The sequence below is a fragment of the Terrabacter aerolatus genome (assembly GCF_007991735.1).
GTDB classification, from domain to species: domain Bacteria; phylum Actinomycetota; class Actinomycetes; order Actinomycetales; family Dermatophilaceae; genus Terrabacter; species Terrabacter aerolatus.
In genome coordinates, this window is sequence record NZ_BJYX01000007.1 from 169,920 (window position 1) to 185,515 (window position 15,596).

Here is a 15,596-nt window from a genome sequence, read left to right on the forward strand (position 1 = left end):
CGACGGAGCGGCCCTCCGGGCCGGCGCGGGGTCAGCGCGGGGTCAGCGCGGGTCGTCGCCGCTGACGCCGAGCCGGACCTTGCCCTTGCTCGGGCACTCGTCGACGTGGGCGAGGGCGTCCTTGCGGGCCTTGTCACGCGCCCGACGGGCTGGGCCCGTCCAGTCACAGCTCTTGCAGTAGCCGAGGATGAAGGCGCCCTCCTCGTGCACGTTGTCCGCGTCGACGGGCTCCAGGACGGCCCGGTGCTTGTGCCCCTCGGCGTCCTTGAGCGTCAGGTCGTCACCACTGCGCTTGAAGAACCGCGGGCCGCGTCCTGACTTCGCCATGGCGCCATCGTCCCCCACGACTCCCGGCGCCGACCAGCAAGGGCCCGAACCCGCGGACGAGCGGACGGCCACCGACCTCTGGCGAGCACGCCGCCGGCTTCATAGGCTGGGACCGAGCCCGCCCCCGGACTCGCCGCCACCGACCGAGAACCACAGGAGTATGCCGTGAGCCAGCGCCGTGCATCTGTGTCCGAGTCCCAGCCCGCCCGCGTGCCCGAACCCGGTCCCGCCGATAAGGCCGGGCAGCCCGAACGGTTCCCACCCGAGACGACCGAGGGCTATCTCCTCGACGCCCTCGAGCGCCTCGACGCCTCCGAGATGCGTGCCGAGAACCTGACCCACGCGCTGGCCCATTCGCGGACCATCGGGGCGGCGATCGGGGTGCTCATGGCCATGCGGAAGGTCACCCAGGACGAGGCGTTCGACCAGCTGCGCGAAGCGAGCATGGCCCAGAACCGCAAGCTGCACGTCATCGCCGCTGAGGTCGTCGAGCGCGGCTCGCTCTAGCGCGTGGACGAGCCTGAGGGCAGCGGGTCGACGAGGCGCCGGGGAGCCCGAGCCGCCGGTGACCCCGTCGCCGAGGGTCTGCCGGACCGGCTCGGGTCGCACGGCCGGCGCGGGTAGCCTGAGTCCCGCAGACCCACCCCCACCACCTGACTCGGAGACACCGGAACGTGACGTCGCAGCCCGACTGGAGAAGCGGTACGCCCCACCCCACGGGTGGCTACGACAAGGTCATCGTCGCCCGGGGTGACACGCTCTACTTCACGGCGGCGCGGCTGCACCGCCTCGACGGGCCGGCCGTCGAGGCCGAGGACGGCTCGGTGCAGTACTGGGTCGCCGGCCAGCAGCTGACCGAGCAGCAGTTCCGGGAGCGCGGGACGGGCCAGCCGGGCTGACCCGGCAACGGCCCTCGGACCTCGTAGGCCGGGTGCAACCGGTGGTCCAGGTGGACCTCGACGCGGCCGACCGGAGAGGTGCGCTACCGCTGGGCGGCGTCGTAGGCCTGGACCACCGACTGGGGGATGCGACCGCGCGCTGGAGCGTGGTGACCGTGCTCGGCGGCCCAGGCGCGGATGAGCGCGTTGCGGGACTCGCCGACGGCAGGCAGCACCGTCGTGGAACGGGTCAGCGTGCGCCGCTCGTCGCCGGACCGGCGCGCCTTGGCCACCCAGTCGTCCAGGGCCGACCGGAGGTGGTCGGCGTTCGACGCCGACAGGTCGATCTCGTAGAGCTGCCCGTCGATGCCGAAGGTCACCGTCTCGGTGGCGTCGGACCCGTCGAGGTCGTCGACGAGGGACACGATGGTCTGACGCATGGTGCGAGCGTAGTGCGCGCCGGCCGAGCGCCCGCGCAGCGGTGCCGTGTCGGGAGCACCCGTCAGTCCATGTAAGGTAAGCCTTACCTACTGAAGCGAGCCGTCCACGGAACCGGCTCGCTCCCCGGATCACGAAGGCAGCTCACATGACCTCCCGTCCCCATCCCTCCCTCAGCCTCGCCGTCGCCGCGGTCGGTGTACTGGCGCTCGCGGCCTGCGGGTCCGGCTCGTCGGCCGACGGCCGCTCGACCGGCGGCTCGGGCGGCATCACGCTCTACAACGCGCAGCACGAGAGCCTCACCCAGGAGTGGGTCGATGCGTTCACGAAGCAGACCGGCATCAAGGTCACCGTGCGCAACGGCTCCGACACCGAGCTGTCCAACCAGATCATGCAGGAGGGCGCCGCCTCGCCGGCCGACGTCTTCCTCACCGAGAACAGCCCGGCCATGACGCAGGTCGAGAACGCCGGCCTCTTCGCCGACGTCGACCAGGCGACCCTCGCCCAGGTCCCCGAGCAGTACCGCCCCTCGACGGGCAAGTGGATCGGCATCGCGGCCCGCTCGACCGTGCTCGTCTACGACAAGCGCAAGGTCCAGGAGAACCAGCTGCCCGCCTCGATGCTCGACCTCGCCAAGCCCGAGTGGAAGGGCCGCTGGGCCGCGTCGCCGTCCGGCGCCGACTTCCAGGCCATCGTCTCGGCGCTGCTCCAGCTCAAGGGCGAGGCGGCGACGAACGACTGGCTCACCGCGATGAAGAGCAACGCCAAGGTCTACAAGGGCAACAGCACCGCGATGAAGGCCGTCAACTCGGGCGAGGTCGACACCGCGCTGATCTACCACTACTACTACTACGGCGACCAGGCCAAGACGGGCGAGAACTCCGCCAACCTCGGCACCCACTACTTCAAGAACCAGGACCCGGGCGCGTTCGTCTCGGTGTCGGGTGGTGGGGTGCTCAAGTCGTCGAAGAACGCCGCTGCCGCCCAGTCGCTCCTGAAGTTCATCACCGGCAAGGCCGGCCAGGAGGTCCTGCAGAAGGGCACGTCGTTCGAGTACGCCGTCGGCTCCGACGTGCCGTCCAACCCGGCCCTCGTGCCGCTCAAGGACCTCCAGGCACCGACGGTCGACCCCGCCAAGCTCAACTCCGCCACGGTCACCGATCTGATGACCCAGGCTGGTCTGCTGTAGTTCTCCGGTGACCACCGACCTCACCGCACCGGGCGCGCACCGCGCGCCCGAGACCGGCACGGCTCCCACGCCGGGCCCGGGCACCCGCCCGGGCCCGGCGTCCGGGCGTCGCCGTCCACCCGTCCTGGCGGTGATCGCCGTGCTCATCGCGCTCGTCTCGCTCATGCCGCTCGGCTACGTCGTCGTCATGACCGTGGCGACCGGCTGGGACACCGCGGTCAATCTGATCTTCCGCGCCCGCGTCGGCGAGCTCCTGCTCAACACGATCCTGCTCATGCTCGTCTCGGTGCCGCTCTGCCTCGTGCTCGGCGTCGGCGGGGCCTGGCTCGTCGAGCGCACCCGCCTGCGCGGCCACCGGTTCTGGGCCCTGGCGCTCGCGGCCCCCCTCGCCATCCCGGCGTTCGTCAACAGCTACGGCTGGGTGTCGGCGATCCCGTCGCTCGCGGGCCTCTGGTCGGGCGTGCTCATCTCGGTGCTGTCCTACTTCCCGCTCGTCTACATCCCGGCGGCGGCGACCCTGAGCCGTCTCGACCCCTCCCTCGAGGAGTCCGCGGCCTCACTCGGTCTCGGGCCGTGGCGGGTCTTCCGCCGGGTCGTGCTCCCGCAGCTTCGGCTCGCGATGACCGGCGGGGCGCTGCTCGTGGGGTTGCACCTGCTCGCGGAGTACGGCGCCTTCGCGATGATCCGCTTCGACACCTTCACGACGGCGATCATGGTGCAGTACCAGTCGACCTTCAACGGTGCGGCCGGCAACATGCTGGCGAGCGTCCTCGTCGTGCTGTGCCTCCTGCTCCTCGTCGCCGAGGTCCGCAGCCGGGGCACCGCCCGCTACGCGCGCGTCGGGTCGGGCGGCCAGGCCGCCCCGGGGCGTATGCCGCTCGGCCGGCTCCACGTGCCCGCGCAGCTCGCGCTCCTGCTCCTCGTCGTGCTGGCCGTCGGGGTCCCGATGTGGTTCGTCGTGCGGTGGGTCGTGCTCGGCGGGTCGGCGATCTGGACCCCGGGAGAGCTCGTGCCGGCCCTGGTCCAGACGCTGCTCTACGGGGTGGCCGGCGCCGCGGTGACGACGCTCGTCGCGTTCCCGATGGCCTTCCTCGCGGTGCGCCGGCCCAGCTGGTTCACCCGCTCGCTCGAGCTGTCCAACTACGTCACGAGCTCGATGCCCGGCATCGTCGTCGGTCTCGCGTTCGTCACCGTGAGCATCCGGTTCCTGCCCGGCGTCTACCAGACGGCGTTCGTGCTCGTCGCCGCCTACGTCCTGCTCTTCCTGCCCCGGGCTCTCGTCAGCCTGCGCTCGGGCCTCGCCCAGGCGCCGCGCGAGCTCGAGGAGGCCGCGCAGGCCCTCGGGGTGCGTCCCCTCGCGGCCTTCGCCCGGGTGACGCTGCGCCTCGCCGCTCCGGCGGCCGCCGGGGGAGCGGCCCTCGTCTTCCTCGCCATCGTCAACGAGCTGACGGCGACCCTGCTGCTCTCGCCCAACGGCACCCGCACCCTCGCCACCGAGTTCTGGGCCAAGAGCAGCGAGATCGACTACGCCGGCGCCGCCCCCTACGCCCTGCTCATGGTCGTGCTGTCGGCACCGATGACCTACCTGCTCTTCCAGCAGTCGAAGAAAGCGGCCGGACAATGACATCCACCCCGACATCCACTCCCGACGCGACCGGCGCGGTCGACTACCACGACCCGGCCGCCCGCGGGCGGCTCGAGGTCAGCGGCCTCGTGAAGAGCTTCGGCCCCCAGCAGGTGCTGCGCGGGGTCACGCTGTCGGTCGACCCGGGCAGCACGACGGCCATCGTCGGCCCGTCGGGCTCGGGCAAGACGACCCTGCTGCGGCTCATCGCCGGCTTCGAGCGGGCCGAGGCCGGGTCGGTGACCCTGAGCGGGCGCACCCTCGCCGCCGGGGACGCCTGGGTGCCGGCGCACCACCGCGACGTCGGCTACGTCGCCCAGGACGGCGCCCTCTTCCCGCACCTCACCGTCGGACAGAACATCGCCTTCGGCCTCGACACCTCGCGGCTGCCGCAGGGCCGCAAGGCGACCCGGGCCAGGGTCGCCGAGCTGCTCGAGATGGTCTCGCTCGCCCCGGCTCTGGCGACCCGACGGCCGCACGAGATCTCCGGCGGTCAGCAGCAGCGCGTCGCGCTCGCCCGAGCCCTGGCCCGCGAGCCGGAGCTCATGCTGCTCGACGAGTCCTTCTCCGCCCTCGACGCGGGGCTGCGGGTCGCGACCCGGCGCACGGTCGCCAAGGTGCTCCACGACGCCGGCATCACGACCGTCCTCGTCACGCACGACCAGGCCGAGGCCCTGAGCTTCGCCGACCAGGTCGCCGTCATGCGGGACGGCCTGCTCGCGCAGGTCGACAGCCCGCTCGAGGTCTACACCCGTCCGGTCGACCGGGCCACGGCCGAGTTCCTCGGCGACGCCGTCATGCTCGAGGCCTGGGTCGAGGGCGATACGGCGACGTGCTCGCTCGGAGCGGTCCGGCTCGCCCCCACGACCCGTCGTGGCCGGGTGCAGCTCATGCTGCGTCCGGAGCAGATCCGTGTCGACGAGCACGGTCCGATCCGCGGCGTCGTCGTCGACACCGACTACTTCGGGCCCGAGAGCACCGTCCGCCTCGAGCTGACCTCGGGTCGCGAGCCGGGCTGCGAGACCTCGGCGCTCGCCCGCAGCGGCGAGATCATCAGCATCCGTCACTCCAACGCGTTCATCGCCGCGAAGGGCACCGAGCTGCGCCTGCGGATCGAGGGCGAGGCCATCGCCTTCCCGCCCGACGCCTGACCCGTCAGGGCATCGGGACCGGGACGTCGGTCCCGCCCTGCGCCGTGACGCGCCTGCGCATCCGAACGACGCTCGGCATCGGCACGAACCCTCCCGCGAGGAGCGCCTCGCCCTGCCGGAACCGGGCCGCCTGGGCCAGCAGCCCGCGGGGGACGAACCCGAAGACCGACGCGAGCTGCTCGAGGTCCTCGCGCGAGTTCATCCGCATGAGGGTGAGGTTGTCGCACTGGGACACGATGCCCGCGTGCACCTTCGACGGGCGCTGCGTCGACAGCAGGAGCCAGAGGCCGTACTTGCGGCCCTCCGCGGCGATCTGGATCAGGCGGTCGCGCACCGCCACCCCGAGCGGCGTCTCGGGGTCGGGTGGGCAGAGGTTGTGCGCCTCGTCGACGACGATGAGCAGGGGCCGCCGCTCGGCCCGCCGGGCCCACAGGTCGTCGAGGACGGCGAGGGCGACGGTCAGCTGCTCCTCGTGCCGCTCGTAGCCGCCGAGGTCGAGCACCGTCGCGGCAGGCCGCCGCGCGATGACGTCGGTCGCCGGCGTCGCGCCGAAGGCCCAGGTCGTCGTCCACTCGATGACGCCGAGGTTCTCGATGCGCTGCGCCAGCGCCTCGGCGTCCGGGTCGCCGAGGGAGCGCAGGTGGGGCACGATCTGGCCCGCGTCGACCGTCTGGAAGTCTCCGGCGAAGAGGCGCAGGAGGGCGTTGTACTCCGCCCGGTCCACGACGGGGTCGAGGTGCAGGGCGGCGGCCTTGGCGCGCGAGGTCAGATCGGTGAAACGCACGCGGAGCGGTGACTGCGCGTCGTCCGGTCGCAGGATGACGACCTCCCGGTCGTGCAGCGCCTCGGCCTGCCGCGGGTCGGCGCCGGCGGCCTGCTCGTGCAGGCGCACGAAGTCGCTGTTGGGGTCGAAGACGAGGACGGGGAGCCGCGTGGTGAGCAGGATGCGCTCGAGCAGCACACCGAGGGCGTAGGTCTTGCCCGAGCCGCTCTGGCCGCACCAAAAGGTGTGCCGGTTGAGGCGGTTCGGCACGAGCGCGACGCCGACGGAGTCCTGGCCGGCGAGCAGGCCGAGGTGCAGCTCAGGGTCGGCCCCGGACAGCAGGCGCTGGACCGCGTCGGGCCGGGTGGGCCGCACCGGCACGTCGTGCCACGGCGAGTCCGCACGGTGCGACGGGCCCGAGGTGCCCCCCCGCACCGCCGACCTGCACGAGGGTCCCGGATGCCGAGAACCCGGTCCCCGACGCCTCGCTCGTGACGTCCTCGACGAAGGCGAGCACGCCGTCCTCGCCCTCGAGCTCGAGGTAGTCGCCCGGCACCGGCTGCTCGTGGGCCGGGCCGCGCGCCACGAACGACCGCCCGTCGGGCGACTCGAGGTGCGTCAGTCCGGACGACGGAGGGGAGGACGGGGCGACGTCGACGTTCGCGGGCATGTCTCCACTATGTCCACGCGGGACAGGCGGCGGGACCCTTCCCGGACCCTCCGGGCCTGCCGACCTCCACATTCACCCCCGAGGGGTGAGCGCGTCAGGCCCGCCGGTGGCCATGCTCGGATCAGCGGCGGTGCGAGCCCCAGGCGCGCCGGCCGGCCGGGGACGGGAGGCATGGGAGGCGAACGTGGAGCAGTCGGACTTCGTGCACACGGGGCAGAAGGTCGGTCTCGTCATGGCCTCGCTCGTGACGCCCGCGACCCTGGCGCCGTCGCTGTCGCGCCGATCGTGGAAGGACCAGGGCCTCATCACCGGCCTGTCCACCGGCGCCACCTACCTGCTCGCACTCTCGTCCCAGGACGTCATCGACGTCGTCTCCCGCTCGATCGAGGGTGCGGCGACCACCTGGCAGTGGTTCCCCGACGACTGGCCTGCAGAGCGACGCGCCTCCGTCACCGCCCTCGGCTGCGAGCTGGGGATGGCGCCCCTGGGACTCGGCCTCGCGGCATACCTCGACCGGCGCGGAGTCGTGACGTCCAGGCACGGGCTCGTCCGCCAGGCCGCGTGGCGGATGGGGGCGACGGCGCTGGGCGGGACGGTCCTCATCGGCGCCACCGCTGGGGTGCGGCGTCTCGACCGGGCCCTCGGCGCCGGCGGCCGTCTCGCGGCACTGCCCCTGTCGATCCCCGTCGGCCTCGCGACCTCGGCCGTCATGGGGCGCGTGCGCGGGTCGGGCCCCGAGCGTGACCCGGTCACGGTCGACGACGTCCCGACGCTGCGCGGGCTCGCGGCCGGTGGAGGCGTGCTCGCGATCCTCTACGGCGCGGCCTGGGGCGAGCGCTGGACCGCGCAGCAGGTGCGGCGCCTCGCACCGGGCGCCGCGCCGGGAGCCGGGTTCGCCTGGCAGCTCGCCTCGCACGCGGTGTTCCTCGCCGGTGGTGGCGTCATCGTCAGCGCCCTCTGGACGCGGGTCATGCAGCGCATCGAGGCCGTGACGACCACGGTCGACCCGTGGATGGAGGCCGCGCCCGGCGTGTGGACCAGCCCCATGGTGAGCGGGGACCCGGCCAGCCTCGTCTCGTGGGAGTCCCTCGGGCGCGAGGGTCGACGGCACGCCGTCACGTACGTGCGTCCGGCCACCGTCGCCGTGCGACAGCCGCTGCCGGACGGCAGCGTGCCCTCCGACCTGTCGATCGAGACCGTCATGGGCGAGCCGCCCGCGCCCACCCCGTGCAGGTCTTCGTCGGGCTCGACAGCGGCTCGACCCCGACCGAGCGCGTCGAGCTCGCGATCGCCGAGATGGACCGCACCGACGCGTGGTCCCGCTCGATGCTCATGCTCGTGTCGCCGACGGGCACCGGCTACGTCAACTACGTCGCGATCGCGGCCGCGCAGTACCTGACCCGCGGCGACCTCGCGAGCGTCACGATGCAGTACTCCAAGCGACCGTCGCCGCTCTCGCTCGGCAAGGTGCGCGACGCGCGCGAGCAGAACCGGCTGCTCTGGCTGCGCATCCTCCAGCGCGTGCGCGACATGCCGACGGACCGTCGTCCGGAGGTGGTGCTCTTCGGGGAGTCCCTCGGCGCCCACACGAGCCAGGACGTCCTCCTCGGCTGGGGCACCCTCGGGCCGCAGGCGCTCGGCATCGACCGTGCCCTGTGGATCGGCACCCCCGGCGGGAGCAAGTGGATGCACGAGATCACCGGACCTCCGCGGCCGGACGTCGACCCGTCGCTCGTCACCGTCGTCAACGACCACGAACAGCTCGTCGCGCTGGGCCAGCCGGCCCGCGCCCGGCTGCGTTACGTCCTGCTCAGCCACGACAACGACGGCGTGACGAAGTTCGGCCTCGACCTGCTCAACCGCCGACCCGCGTGGCTCGGTCCCGACCGTCCGCGCCGCGAGGACGTGCCGGGGAAGTCACCACGCGGCATACCTGCGGGGATGCGGTGGCGACCGGTGACGACGTTCGTGCAGACGCTCGTCGACATGAAGAACGCGCAGGTGCCCGGCCCGTTCACCGCGTGGGCGCACGACTACCGCGCCGACCTGCCGGAGTTCGTCCGCGACGTCTACGACCTGCACTGCAGCGACGAGCAGATGGCCGCCATCCACGATGCCGTGCGGCGGCGCGAGGCCTACCGCGAGGGCGCGTTCGCCTGAGCCGGCACCCCCGCACAACCACCGACACCCGCACACCACTCCGAAGGAGGACACCATGGCCAGGTCCAGGCCTGCCACCGGCCCGCGTCCGGCGCCGGCGCGTCCCGTGCGAGAGACCCGGCGCGCGCGGACGCTCCTCGCCGCCGGCGCCAGCACCTTCGCCGCGACCGTCATGCTCGTCGCCGGGCTCTTCCAGTTCGTCGAGGGGCTCGTCACGCTCGTCGACGGCCCGACCTTCCTCGTCCGCACCCCGAGCTACGTCTTCACCTTCAACGCCACCGCCTGGGGCTGGTTCCACATGGTGATCGGCCTCGGGGCCGCCGTCGCCGGTCCGTTCATCTTCACGGGCAACCTCGTCGCGCGCTCGGCCGGCATCGCGCTCGCCGTGCTCTCGGCGCTCGCGAACTTCCTGTGGCTGCCGTCCTATCCGGTGTGGGCGATCGTCGTCATCGCCCTCGACGTCATCGTCATCTGGGCCCTGAGCACCGTGGACCTCGGTGAGCTCTGAGCCGCGCGACTCAGGAACGCGGCAGCATCGACGGCCCGAGCTCGAGCAGCTCGGCGCGCAGGGTCTCGTCGTCGACGTCGGCGAGCAACGGGTCGGTCCCGGCCTGCGCGACACCGGCCCCGACGACCGAGACGGCGATCCGCCGGCGCAGGTCGGGCGCGGGTCCGAGCAGGAGCGCGGTCAGCCGGCCCACGAGGGAGTTGAGGTCGTCGTGCGTCGCCATGATGCGCTCCACCTCGGGGTCGCGCATGAGCGCCGCCACGACCTTCCGGTGGCCGATCATGAGGTCGACGAGCCCGCGAAGGGCGACCATGGCCGCCTCGTCGGGGGAGGGCTCGGCCTCGGCCGTCTCGACGAACGCCCTGAGGTCGACGAGCGCCTCCTCGAGCACCGCGAGGACGATGTCCTCCTTGGCGTGGAACTGGTAGTAGACCGCCGCCTTCGTGACCCCGAGGTGGTCGGCGATCATCTGCAGCGACGTGCCGGTGACGCCGTGCTCGGCGAAGAGCTCGACGGCGGCGTCGATGACGCGCCGGCGACCGTGCCCTCGTGGCGCCTGCGGTCGAGCCATGCCGTGTCCTCCTCGTCCCGCCCCCGGCCAATGACGTATGCCGTGTCCTGGCCCCGTGTCCTGCCGACCCACCGCTCACCCGCAACACACCGAGTACCTGCCGGGATCTGCGGCTGCAACCAGCACCCTCGGCAGCTTCTCGGTGTGTTGCGGTGTGGGTCGGGCCGAGGGCCAGCGTAGCGGAGTTAGCCGATCGGCTTGTGTCGGACTTAGCCGTTCGGTTAACTTTGGAGGCGCTGGTCAGTGACGCCCGGCCCCGATTCCTGACCTGTCCCTCTCTGGAGCTCCCATGGCAACCCTGCTCTACCGGATCGGACGCTTCGCGTTCGGTCGTCGCGGCCTCGTCGCGTCCGCCTGGCTCGTCCTGCTCGCGGTCCTCGCCGCGGTGCTGCTGACCCTCGGCAGCGCGCCCACCTCGAGCGTGACGATCCCCGGCACCGAGTCCCAGCGGGCCCTCGAGGCCCTCGCCAAGGAGTTCCCCCAGGCGAGCGGCGCGTCCGGCACCGTCGTCGTCCGCGCCCCCGAGGGACAGACGGTCGTCGCCCCCGGCTCCGAGGCCGTGCTCGACGACATCGTCGCGCGCGCCACGAAGGTTCCCGGCGTCGTCGCCGCCCTGAGCCCGCTCGACACCAAGGCCGTCAGCCAGGACGGGCGCTACGGCCTCGTCACGGTGCAGTTCGACAAGACAGCCGACGAGCTGACGGCCGAGCAGCGTTCTGCCTACGAGGCGCTCGGGAACGACGCGCCGGCCGGCTGGGCCGTGGCCGCGGGTGGCGAGCCGCTCCTCGCCACTCCCGAGATCGGCTCGACCGAGGGCATCGGCGTCCTCGTCGCGCTCGTCGTGCTCGTCATCACCTTCGGCTCCCTCGTCGCCGCGGGCATGACGATGGTCAACGCGCTCGTCGGCGTCGGCGTCGGCATGATCGGCCTGCTCATCGTGGGCCACGCGGTCCAGCTGTCCAGCGTGACACCGGTGCTCGCCCTCATGCTGGGGCTCGCCGTGGGCATCGACTACTCGCTCTTCATCACCTCGCGGTACCGGCACAACCTGGCTCTCGGCCTCGAGCGGCAGGAGGCGGTCGGACGCGCCGTCGGCACGGCCGGGACCGCCGTCGTCTTCGCGGGTCTCACCGTCATCATCGCCCTCGCCGGGCTCTCGGTCGTCGGCATCCCGTTCCTCACCGCGATGGGGCTCGCCGCCGCCGGCACCGTCCTCGTCGCCGTCCTCGTGGCCGTCACGCTCCTGCCCGCCCTCCTCGGTCTCGCGGGCGACCGCGTGCTCTCCCGCCGCCAGCGCCGGGCCGACCGCGCCGAAGGCACCGACCTCGACGAGGCCGCCGGCAACCGCGGGTTCGCCTGGGGTCGCTTCACGGTGCGTCGCCGCATCCCGGTGCTGATCGCCGGGGTCGTCGTGCTCGGGGCGGTCGCGCTGCCGGCCGCCGACATGCGTCTCGCCCTGCCCGACGACGGCACCGCGCCGGTCACGAGCAGCAAGCGGGTGGCCTACGACCTCATCTCCGAGGGTTTCGGCGAGGGCTTCAACGGCCGGCTCGTCATGGTCGTCCACGGCGACACCCCCGCGCAGGTGCAGCAGGCGACGGCCGGCGCGGCCACGGCGGCGACGGGACTCGGTGACGTCCTCGCCGTGGCCCCCGGCCAGACGAGCGCCGACGGCCGCACGACCATCCTCGCCGTGATCCCGAAGTCGGGACCGACCGCTGAGGCGACCTTCGACCTCGTCCGCGACCTCCGCTCGGCACTGGCCAGGACGTCGGGCGCGACCGGCACCGAGATCTCGGTCACCGGCGTCACGGCGGTCGGGGTCGACGTGTCCGACAAGCTCGCCGCCGCCCTGCCCGTCTACCTGCTCGTCGTCGTCGGCCTCGGCTTCGTCCTGCTCATGCTGATGTTCCGGTCGCTGCTCGTGCCCCTCACGGCGACGCTCGGCTTCCTCCTGACGATCGGTGCGGCGTTCGGTGCCACGGTCGCGATCTTCCAGTGGGGCTGGCTCCGCTCGCTCGTCGGCCTCGACACCGCCGGCCCGCTCGTCAGCTTCCTGCCGATCCTGCTCATCGGCATCCTCTTCGGCCTGGCGATGGACTACGAGGTCTTCCTCGTCTCGCGGATGCGTGAGGACTTCGTCCACGGCGACACCGCACGCGAGGCCGTCGTCGCCGGGGTCGGCCACGGGGCGCGTGTCGTCGTCGCGGCCGCGCTCATCATGATGTCGGTCTTCGCCGGCTTCGTGCTCGTCGACGACCCGATCATCAAGTCGATGGGCTTCGCCCTCGCCTTCGGTGTCGCGGTCGACGCCTTCGTCGTGCGGCTCTCGCTCGTGCCCGCCGTCATGTCGTTCCTCGGTGATCGGGCGTGGTGGCTGCCGCGGTGGCTCGACCGCGCCCTGCCCAACGTCGACATCGAGGGCGAGAACCTCCGCCCCGCAGGCGAACCCGTCAGGGAGCCCGTGGCCGGCTGACTCGGCCGACCCCGTATGCCGGGTGCGGGGGGGGGGACACGGCATGCGGGGTCGCGTCGTCAGCGCCGGGCGATCACGACGAGCGCGACGAGGGCCGTGAGCGCGAAGGTTCCGCTGGTCAGAGCCGTCCGCGCCACGGTGGCGCCGGCGGTCGTGCCGATCGTCGGGCCCATCCTCGGGCCGGTCTTCGGGCCAGCGGTCGTGGCCCCGGAGCTCGTGCGGAGCAGCCGCTGGCCGTCGCGATAGCGACGTCGTGCACTCAGCGCCAGGTCGAGGCTCCACAGCAGGCCGAGGACCGACACGGCATACCCCGTCGGTCCCAGGTGCGGGGGCAGCACCCGCAGCCCCACGAGCGAGCCGACGGCCACCGAGAGCGAGGTGCGCCGCCATGCGAGCGACGTCCGCTCGGCCTGCATGCCGGAGGGCTGCGGTGCGGTCACAGCAGCAGCCCCACGAGGACGGCCAGCCCCACGAGGCCGAGCAGGACCGCGATGGGCAGCTTGAGACCGGACGACGGCAGGGGAGCGAGGTGGCGCATCGCGCGCTCGGTACGCACCCACGAGAGCCACGCCTGGGCCGTCGCCGCGAGCCCGGCGAGGACGAGCCCGACGGCGACGGTGATCCGCAGCCACCCCGCGAGGGGCACCTGGAGCGCCTCGAGTGCCACCCCGGCCGCGACGAACGCCAGACCCGTACGGATCCACGCGAGGAACGTGCGCTCGTTGGCGAGGCTGAAGCGCGGGTCCGGGTCCTCGCCCCCGTCGAAGACCGAGCGCGGGAAACGCCTCTGGCCGTCGGTCGTCACTGCGTCCCCTCTCCGTGGCAGGGGCGCGCGGGGCGGCGCGCCGTCCCGATCATCCCGCGACGGCGCCCGCCCGCGCCCGTCGCCACCCCGGGGTCGGTCAGAAGCCCGAGGGCTCGCGCGGCGTGTAGGGCGCCTCGAGGGCGGCGACCTCGTCGTCGGTGAGGTGGACGTCGAGGGCAGCGACGGCGTCGGCGAGGTGGTGCTCCTTCGTCGGGCCCACGATCGGCGCGCTGACGACCGGCTGGCGCAGCACCCAGGCCAGGGCCACCTGGGCCATCGGGAGGCCGCGGGCGCCCGCGACCTGCTCGACGGCGTCGGCGATCGGCTCGTCGCGGTCGCCGAAGAGGGTCTGGCCGAAGGCGTCGCTGCCCGTGCGCTTCGTCTCGGTGCCCCAGGGGCGCGCCAGGCGGCCCCGGGCCAGCGGGCTCCACGGCATCGCGCCGACGCCCTGGGCCTCGAGCAGCCCGAACATCTCGCGCTCCTCCTCGCGCTGCATGAGGCTGTACTGGTCCTGCATCGAGACGAACCGCGTCCAGCCGCCCAGGTCGGCGGCGTGCTGCATCGTCGCGAACTGCCACGCCCACATCGACGAGGCGCCGATGTAGCGGGCCTTGCCGGCCCGGACCACGTCGTGCAGCGCCTCCATCGTCTCCTCGACCGGCGTCTCGGGGTCGAAGCGGTGGATCTGGTAGAGGTCGACGTAGTCGGTGCCGAGGCGGGTCAGCGAGGCGTCGACCTGCTCGAGGATCGCCTTGCGCGACAGGCCTGCCCCGCCCGGACCGTCGTGCATGCGGCCGTGCACCTTCGTCGCGAGCACGACGTCCTCGCGCCGCGTGTAGGCCTTGATGGCACGGCCGACGATCTCCTCCGACGATCCCGCGCTGTAGACGTTGGCGGTGTCCCAGAAGGTGATGCCGAGCTCGACGGCCTGGCGGAACAACGGCTCGGCGGTGGCCTCGTCGAGGGACCAGGCGTGGTTGCCGCGGCTGCTCTCGCCGAAGCTCATGCAGCCGAGTGCGATCCGGCTGACCTGCAGTCCCGACTGTCCGAGGCGGGTGTACTCCATGGTGGTGTCCTTCCGGGGCCCTGCTGCTCGACGCGGTGACGAGCCGAAGGGCCCATACCCGCCCGACGGCGGCGGACGTTGCTGGTGCGTCGGTGGCGCCCTGCGTAGGGTCGGTCCATGGCGACAACCCCCACGCGCACGCTCAACGACGGCACGACCCTGCCCGCCACCGGCTTCGGCACCTACCCGCTCACGGGCGAGGACGGCATCCGGTCCATGGTGACCGCGATCGAGGCCGGCTACCGGCTGCTCGACACCGCGGTCAACTACGGCAACGAGGCAGAGGTGGGCGAGGCGATCCGCCGGTCCGGCGTGCCCCGGGAGCAGCTCGTCGTCCAGACGAAGGTTCCCGGACGCGACCACGCCTTCGACCGGGCCGTCGCCTCGATCGAGGGCTCGCTCGAGCGCCTCGGGCTCGAGCAGCTCGACGTCGCCCTCATCCACTGGCCCAACCCGAGCGTGGGGCTCTACGTCGACGCGTACCGCGCGCTCGTCGAGTGCCGCGGGCGTGGCCTCGTGCGCTCCGTGGGCGTCAGCAACTTCACCGAGCAGCACCTCGCCGACGTCATCGAGGCGACGGGAGTGACGCCCGCGCTCAACCAGGTCGAGCTGCACCCCCTCTTCCCGCAGGAGCGGCTGCGGGCCGCGCACGAGCGGCTCGGCATCGTCACCGAGGCGTGGAGCCCGCTCGGCAAGCGCAACGCCCCGTTCGGCGCCGACCCGGTGGCTGCCGCCGCGGAGGCGCACGGCGTGACGCCCGCCCAGGCGATCCTGCGCTGGCACGTGCAGCTCGGTGTCGTGCCGCTGCCGAAGTCGGCCGACGCCGAGCGGCAGCGCACCAACCTCGACGTCTTCGGCTTCGAGCTGAGCCCGGACGAGGTCGCCGCGATCTCTGGCCTGGCGCGTCAGGACGGGCGGCTCTTCGGGGGCGACCCCGACACCCACGAGGAGATGTGAGGCCGCGTCCGGC

At 72.8% G+C, this 15,596-nt stretch carries 18 protein-coding genes; 10 read left to right on the plus strand and 8 right to left on the minus strand.

All coding sequences use genetic code 11. The annotated features are described in order from the left end of the window. Positions 1-42: 42 nt before the first annotated feature. Positions 43-327, minus strand: a complete 285-nt coding sequence (locus TAE01_RS09085) for a hypothetical protein (protein ID WP_222594102.1) — start codon at positions 325-327, stop codon at positions 43-45. 165 nt (positions 328-492) lie between these two features. On the opposite strand from TAE01_RS09085, the gene TAE01_RS20870 reads away from it, so the two are divergent. Next, positions 493-834, plus strand: coding sequence for an ANTAR domain-containing protein (locus tag TAE01_RS20870; protein WP_246111234.1), 342 nt, complete (start codon positions 493-495; stop codon positions 832-834). A 167-nt stretch (positions 835-1,001) separates the two neighbouring features. Further along, entirely contained in the window at positions 1,002-1,226 is a 225-nt protein-coding gene (locus TAE01_RS09095) for a hypothetical protein (RefSeq protein ID WP_147065621.1), read from the plus strand. 83 nt (positions 1,227-1,309) lie between these two features. Here TAE01_RS09095 and TAE01_RS09100 read toward each other — a convergent pair whose 3' ends face one another. Continuing rightward, the gene (locus tag TAE01_RS09100; protein ID WP_147065623.1) at positions 1,310-1,645 is read right to left on the minus strand and encodes a histone-like nucleoid-structuring protein Lsr2; all 336 of its coding nucleotides are present in this window, start codon (positions 1,643-1,645) and stop codon (positions 1,310-1,312) included. A gap of 146 nt (positions 1,646-1,791) precedes the next feature. Here TAE01_RS09100 and TAE01_RS09105 point away from each other — a divergent pair, with 146 nt between their 5' ends. Genes TAE01_RS09105 through TAE01_RS09115 form a run of 3 tightly spaced genes read left to right on the plus strand, consistent with a single transcriptional unit; the run spans position 1,792 to position 5,607 of the window. Further along, positions 1,792-2,832: an iron ABC transporter substrate-binding protein gene (locus tag TAE01_RS09105; protein ID WP_147065625.1), complete on the plus strand. Its 1,041-nt coding sequence runs from the start codon at positions 1,792-1,794 to the stop codon at positions 2,830-2,832. Between the two features lie 7 nt (positions 2,833-2,839). Continuing rightward, on the plus strand, positions 2,840-4,456 hold the full coding sequence (locus TAE01_RS09110) for an ABC transporter permease (RefSeq protein ID WP_186815121.1): 1,617 nt from the start codon (positions 2,840-2,842) through the stop codon (positions 4,454-4,456). Next, the gene (locus tag TAE01_RS09115) at positions 4,453-5,607 is read left to right on the plus strand and encodes an ABC transporter ATP-binding protein (RefSeq protein WP_186815122.1); all 1,155 of its coding nucleotides are present in this window, start codon (positions 4,453-4,455) and stop codon (positions 5,605-5,607) included. Before TAE01_RS09110 ends, TAE01_RS09115 begins: the two co-directional genes overlap by 4 nt. A gap of 4 nt (positions 5,608-5,611) precedes the next feature. Here the strand turns inward: TAE01_RS09115 and TAE01_RS09120 are convergent, their stop codons facing one another. Together TAE01_RS09120 and TAE01_RS09125 are read right to left on the minus strand one after the other, a co-directional pair. Continuing rightward, entirely contained in the window at positions 5,612-6,745 is a 1,134-nt protein-coding gene (locus TAE01_RS09120; protein WP_246111235.1) for an ATP-binding protein, read from the minus strand. Further along, a complete protein-coding gene (locus TAE01_RS09125; RefSeq protein ID WP_147065627.1) occupies positions 6,690-7,040 on the minus strand; it encodes a hypothetical protein in 351 nt (116 codons plus the stop codon). The genes TAE01_RS09120 and TAE01_RS09125 overlap by 56 nt, the downstream gene beginning before the upstream one ends. 184 nt (positions 7,041-7,224) lie before the next feature. Between TAE01_RS09125 and TAE01_RS09130 the strand changes: the two genes are divergently transcribed. From TAE01_RS09130 to TAE01_RS09140, 3 genes are read left to right on the plus strand one after another with little or no spacing between them, the layout of a single operon-like run. After that, complete coding sequence (locus tag TAE01_RS09130) at positions 7,225-8,439, plus strand: alpha/beta-hydrolase N-terminal domain-containing protein (RefSeq protein ID WP_186815123.1); 1,215 nt, start codon at positions 7,225-7,227, stop codon at positions 8,437-8,439. After that, positions 8,328-9,200 carry an alpha/beta-hydrolase family protein gene (locus tag TAE01_RS09135; RefSeq protein ID WP_246111236.1) on the plus strand — a complete coding sequence of 291 codons (873 nt, stop codon included), beginning with the start codon at positions 8,328-8,330 and terminating at the stop codon, positions 9,198-9,200. Before TAE01_RS09130 ends, TAE01_RS09135 begins: the two co-directional genes overlap by 112 nt. A gap of 55 nt (positions 9,201-9,255) precedes the next feature. Then, positions 9,256-9,708 (plus strand): DUF7144 family membrane protein, encoded by a 453-nt coding sequence (locus TAE01_RS09140; protein ID WP_147065632.1) that lies wholly within the window; start codon positions 9,256-9,258, stop codon positions 9,706-9,708. Positions 9,709-9,718: 10 nt separating this feature from the next. Here TAE01_RS09140 and TAE01_RS09145 read toward each other — a convergent pair whose 3' ends face one another. Further along, the gene (locus tag TAE01_RS09145) at positions 9,719-10,279 is read right to left on the minus strand and encodes a TetR family transcriptional regulator (RefSeq protein WP_147065635.1); all 561 of its coding nucleotides are present in this window, start codon (positions 10,277-10,279) and stop codon (positions 9,719-9,721) included. 289 nt (positions 10,280-10,568) lie between these two features. On the opposite strand from TAE01_RS09145, the gene TAE01_RS09150 reads away from it, so the two are divergent. Next, the gene (locus tag TAE01_RS09150) at positions 10,569-12,755 is read left to right on the plus strand and encodes an MMPL family transporter (RefSeq protein WP_147065637.1); all 2,187 of its coding nucleotides are present in this window, start codon (positions 10,569-10,571) and stop codon (positions 12,753-12,755) included. A 59-nt stretch (positions 12,756-12,814) separates the two neighbouring features. On the opposite strand, the gene TAE01_RS09155 is transcribed toward TAE01_RS09150, so the two are convergent. The 3 genes from TAE01_RS09155 to TAE01_RS09165 form a co-directional block, all read right to left on the minus strand. Next, entirely contained in the window at positions 12,815-13,195 is a 381-nt protein-coding gene (locus TAE01_RS09155) for a DUF202 domain-containing protein (protein ID WP_186815124.1), read from the minus strand. Continuing rightward, positions 13,192-13,560: a YidH family protein gene (locus TAE01_RS09160; RefSeq protein WP_147065639.1), complete on the minus strand. Its 369-nt coding sequence runs from the start codon at positions 13,558-13,560 to the stop codon at positions 13,192-13,194. Before TAE01_RS09160 ends, TAE01_RS09155 begins: the two co-directional genes overlap by 4 nt. Positions 13,561-13,657: 97 nt before the next feature. Then, positions 13,658-14,626, minus strand: coding sequence for an aldo/keto reductase (locus TAE01_RS09165; RefSeq protein ID WP_147065642.1), 969 nt, complete (start codon positions 14,624-14,626; stop codon positions 13,658-13,660). 117 nt (positions 14,627-14,743) lie between these two features. Between TAE01_RS09165 and TAE01_RS09170 the strand changes: the two genes are divergently transcribed. Beyond that, positions 14,744-15,583 carry an aldo/keto reductase gene (locus tag TAE01_RS09170; protein ID WP_147065644.1) on the plus strand — a complete coding sequence of 280 codons (840 nt, stop codon included), beginning with the start codon at positions 14,744-14,746 and terminating at the stop codon, positions 15,581-15,583. The last annotated feature ends 13 nt before the right edge of the window (positions 15,584-15,596 follow it).

Coding starts and splice junctions, on each gene's coding strand:
- TAE01_RS09150 (WP_147065637.1), top strand. CDS start 10,569: ATGGCAACCCTGCTCTACCGGATCGGACGCTTCGCGTTCGGTCGTCGC.
- TAE01_RS09115 (WP_186815122.1), top strand. CDS start 4,453: ATGACATCCACCCCGACATCCACTCCCGACGCGACCGGCGCGGTCGAC.
- TAE01_RS09085 (WP_222594102.1), bottom strand. CDS start 327: ATGGCGAAGTCAGGACGCGGCCCGCGGTTCTTCAAGCGCAGTGGTGAC.
- TAE01_RS09165 (WP_147065642.1), bottom strand. CDS start 14,626: ATGGAGTACACCCGCCTCGGACAGTCGGGACTGCAGGTCAGCCGGATC.
- TAE01_RS09125 (WP_147065627.1), bottom strand. CDS start 7,040: ATGCCCGCGAACGTCGACGTCGCCCCGTCCTCCCCTCCGTCGTCCGGA.
- TAE01_RS09170 (WP_147065644.1), top strand. CDS start 14,744: ATGGCGACAACCCCCACGCGCACGCTCAACGACGGCACGACCCTGCCC.
- TAE01_RS09105 (WP_147065625.1), top strand. CDS start 1,792: ATGACCTCCCGTCCCCATCCCTCCCTCAGCCTCGCCGTCGCCGCGGTC.
- TAE01_RS09140 (WP_147065632.1), top strand. CDS start 9,256: ATGGCCAGGTCCAGGCCTGCCACCGGCCCGCGTCCGGCGCCGGCGCGT.
- TAE01_RS09100 (WP_147065623.1), bottom strand. CDS start 1,645: ATGCGTCAGACCATCGTGTCCCTCGTCGACGACCTCGACGGGTCCGAC.
- TAE01_RS09145 (WP_147065635.1), bottom strand. CDS start 10,279: ATGGCTCGACCGCAGGCGCCACGAGGGCACGGTCGCCGGCGCGTCATC.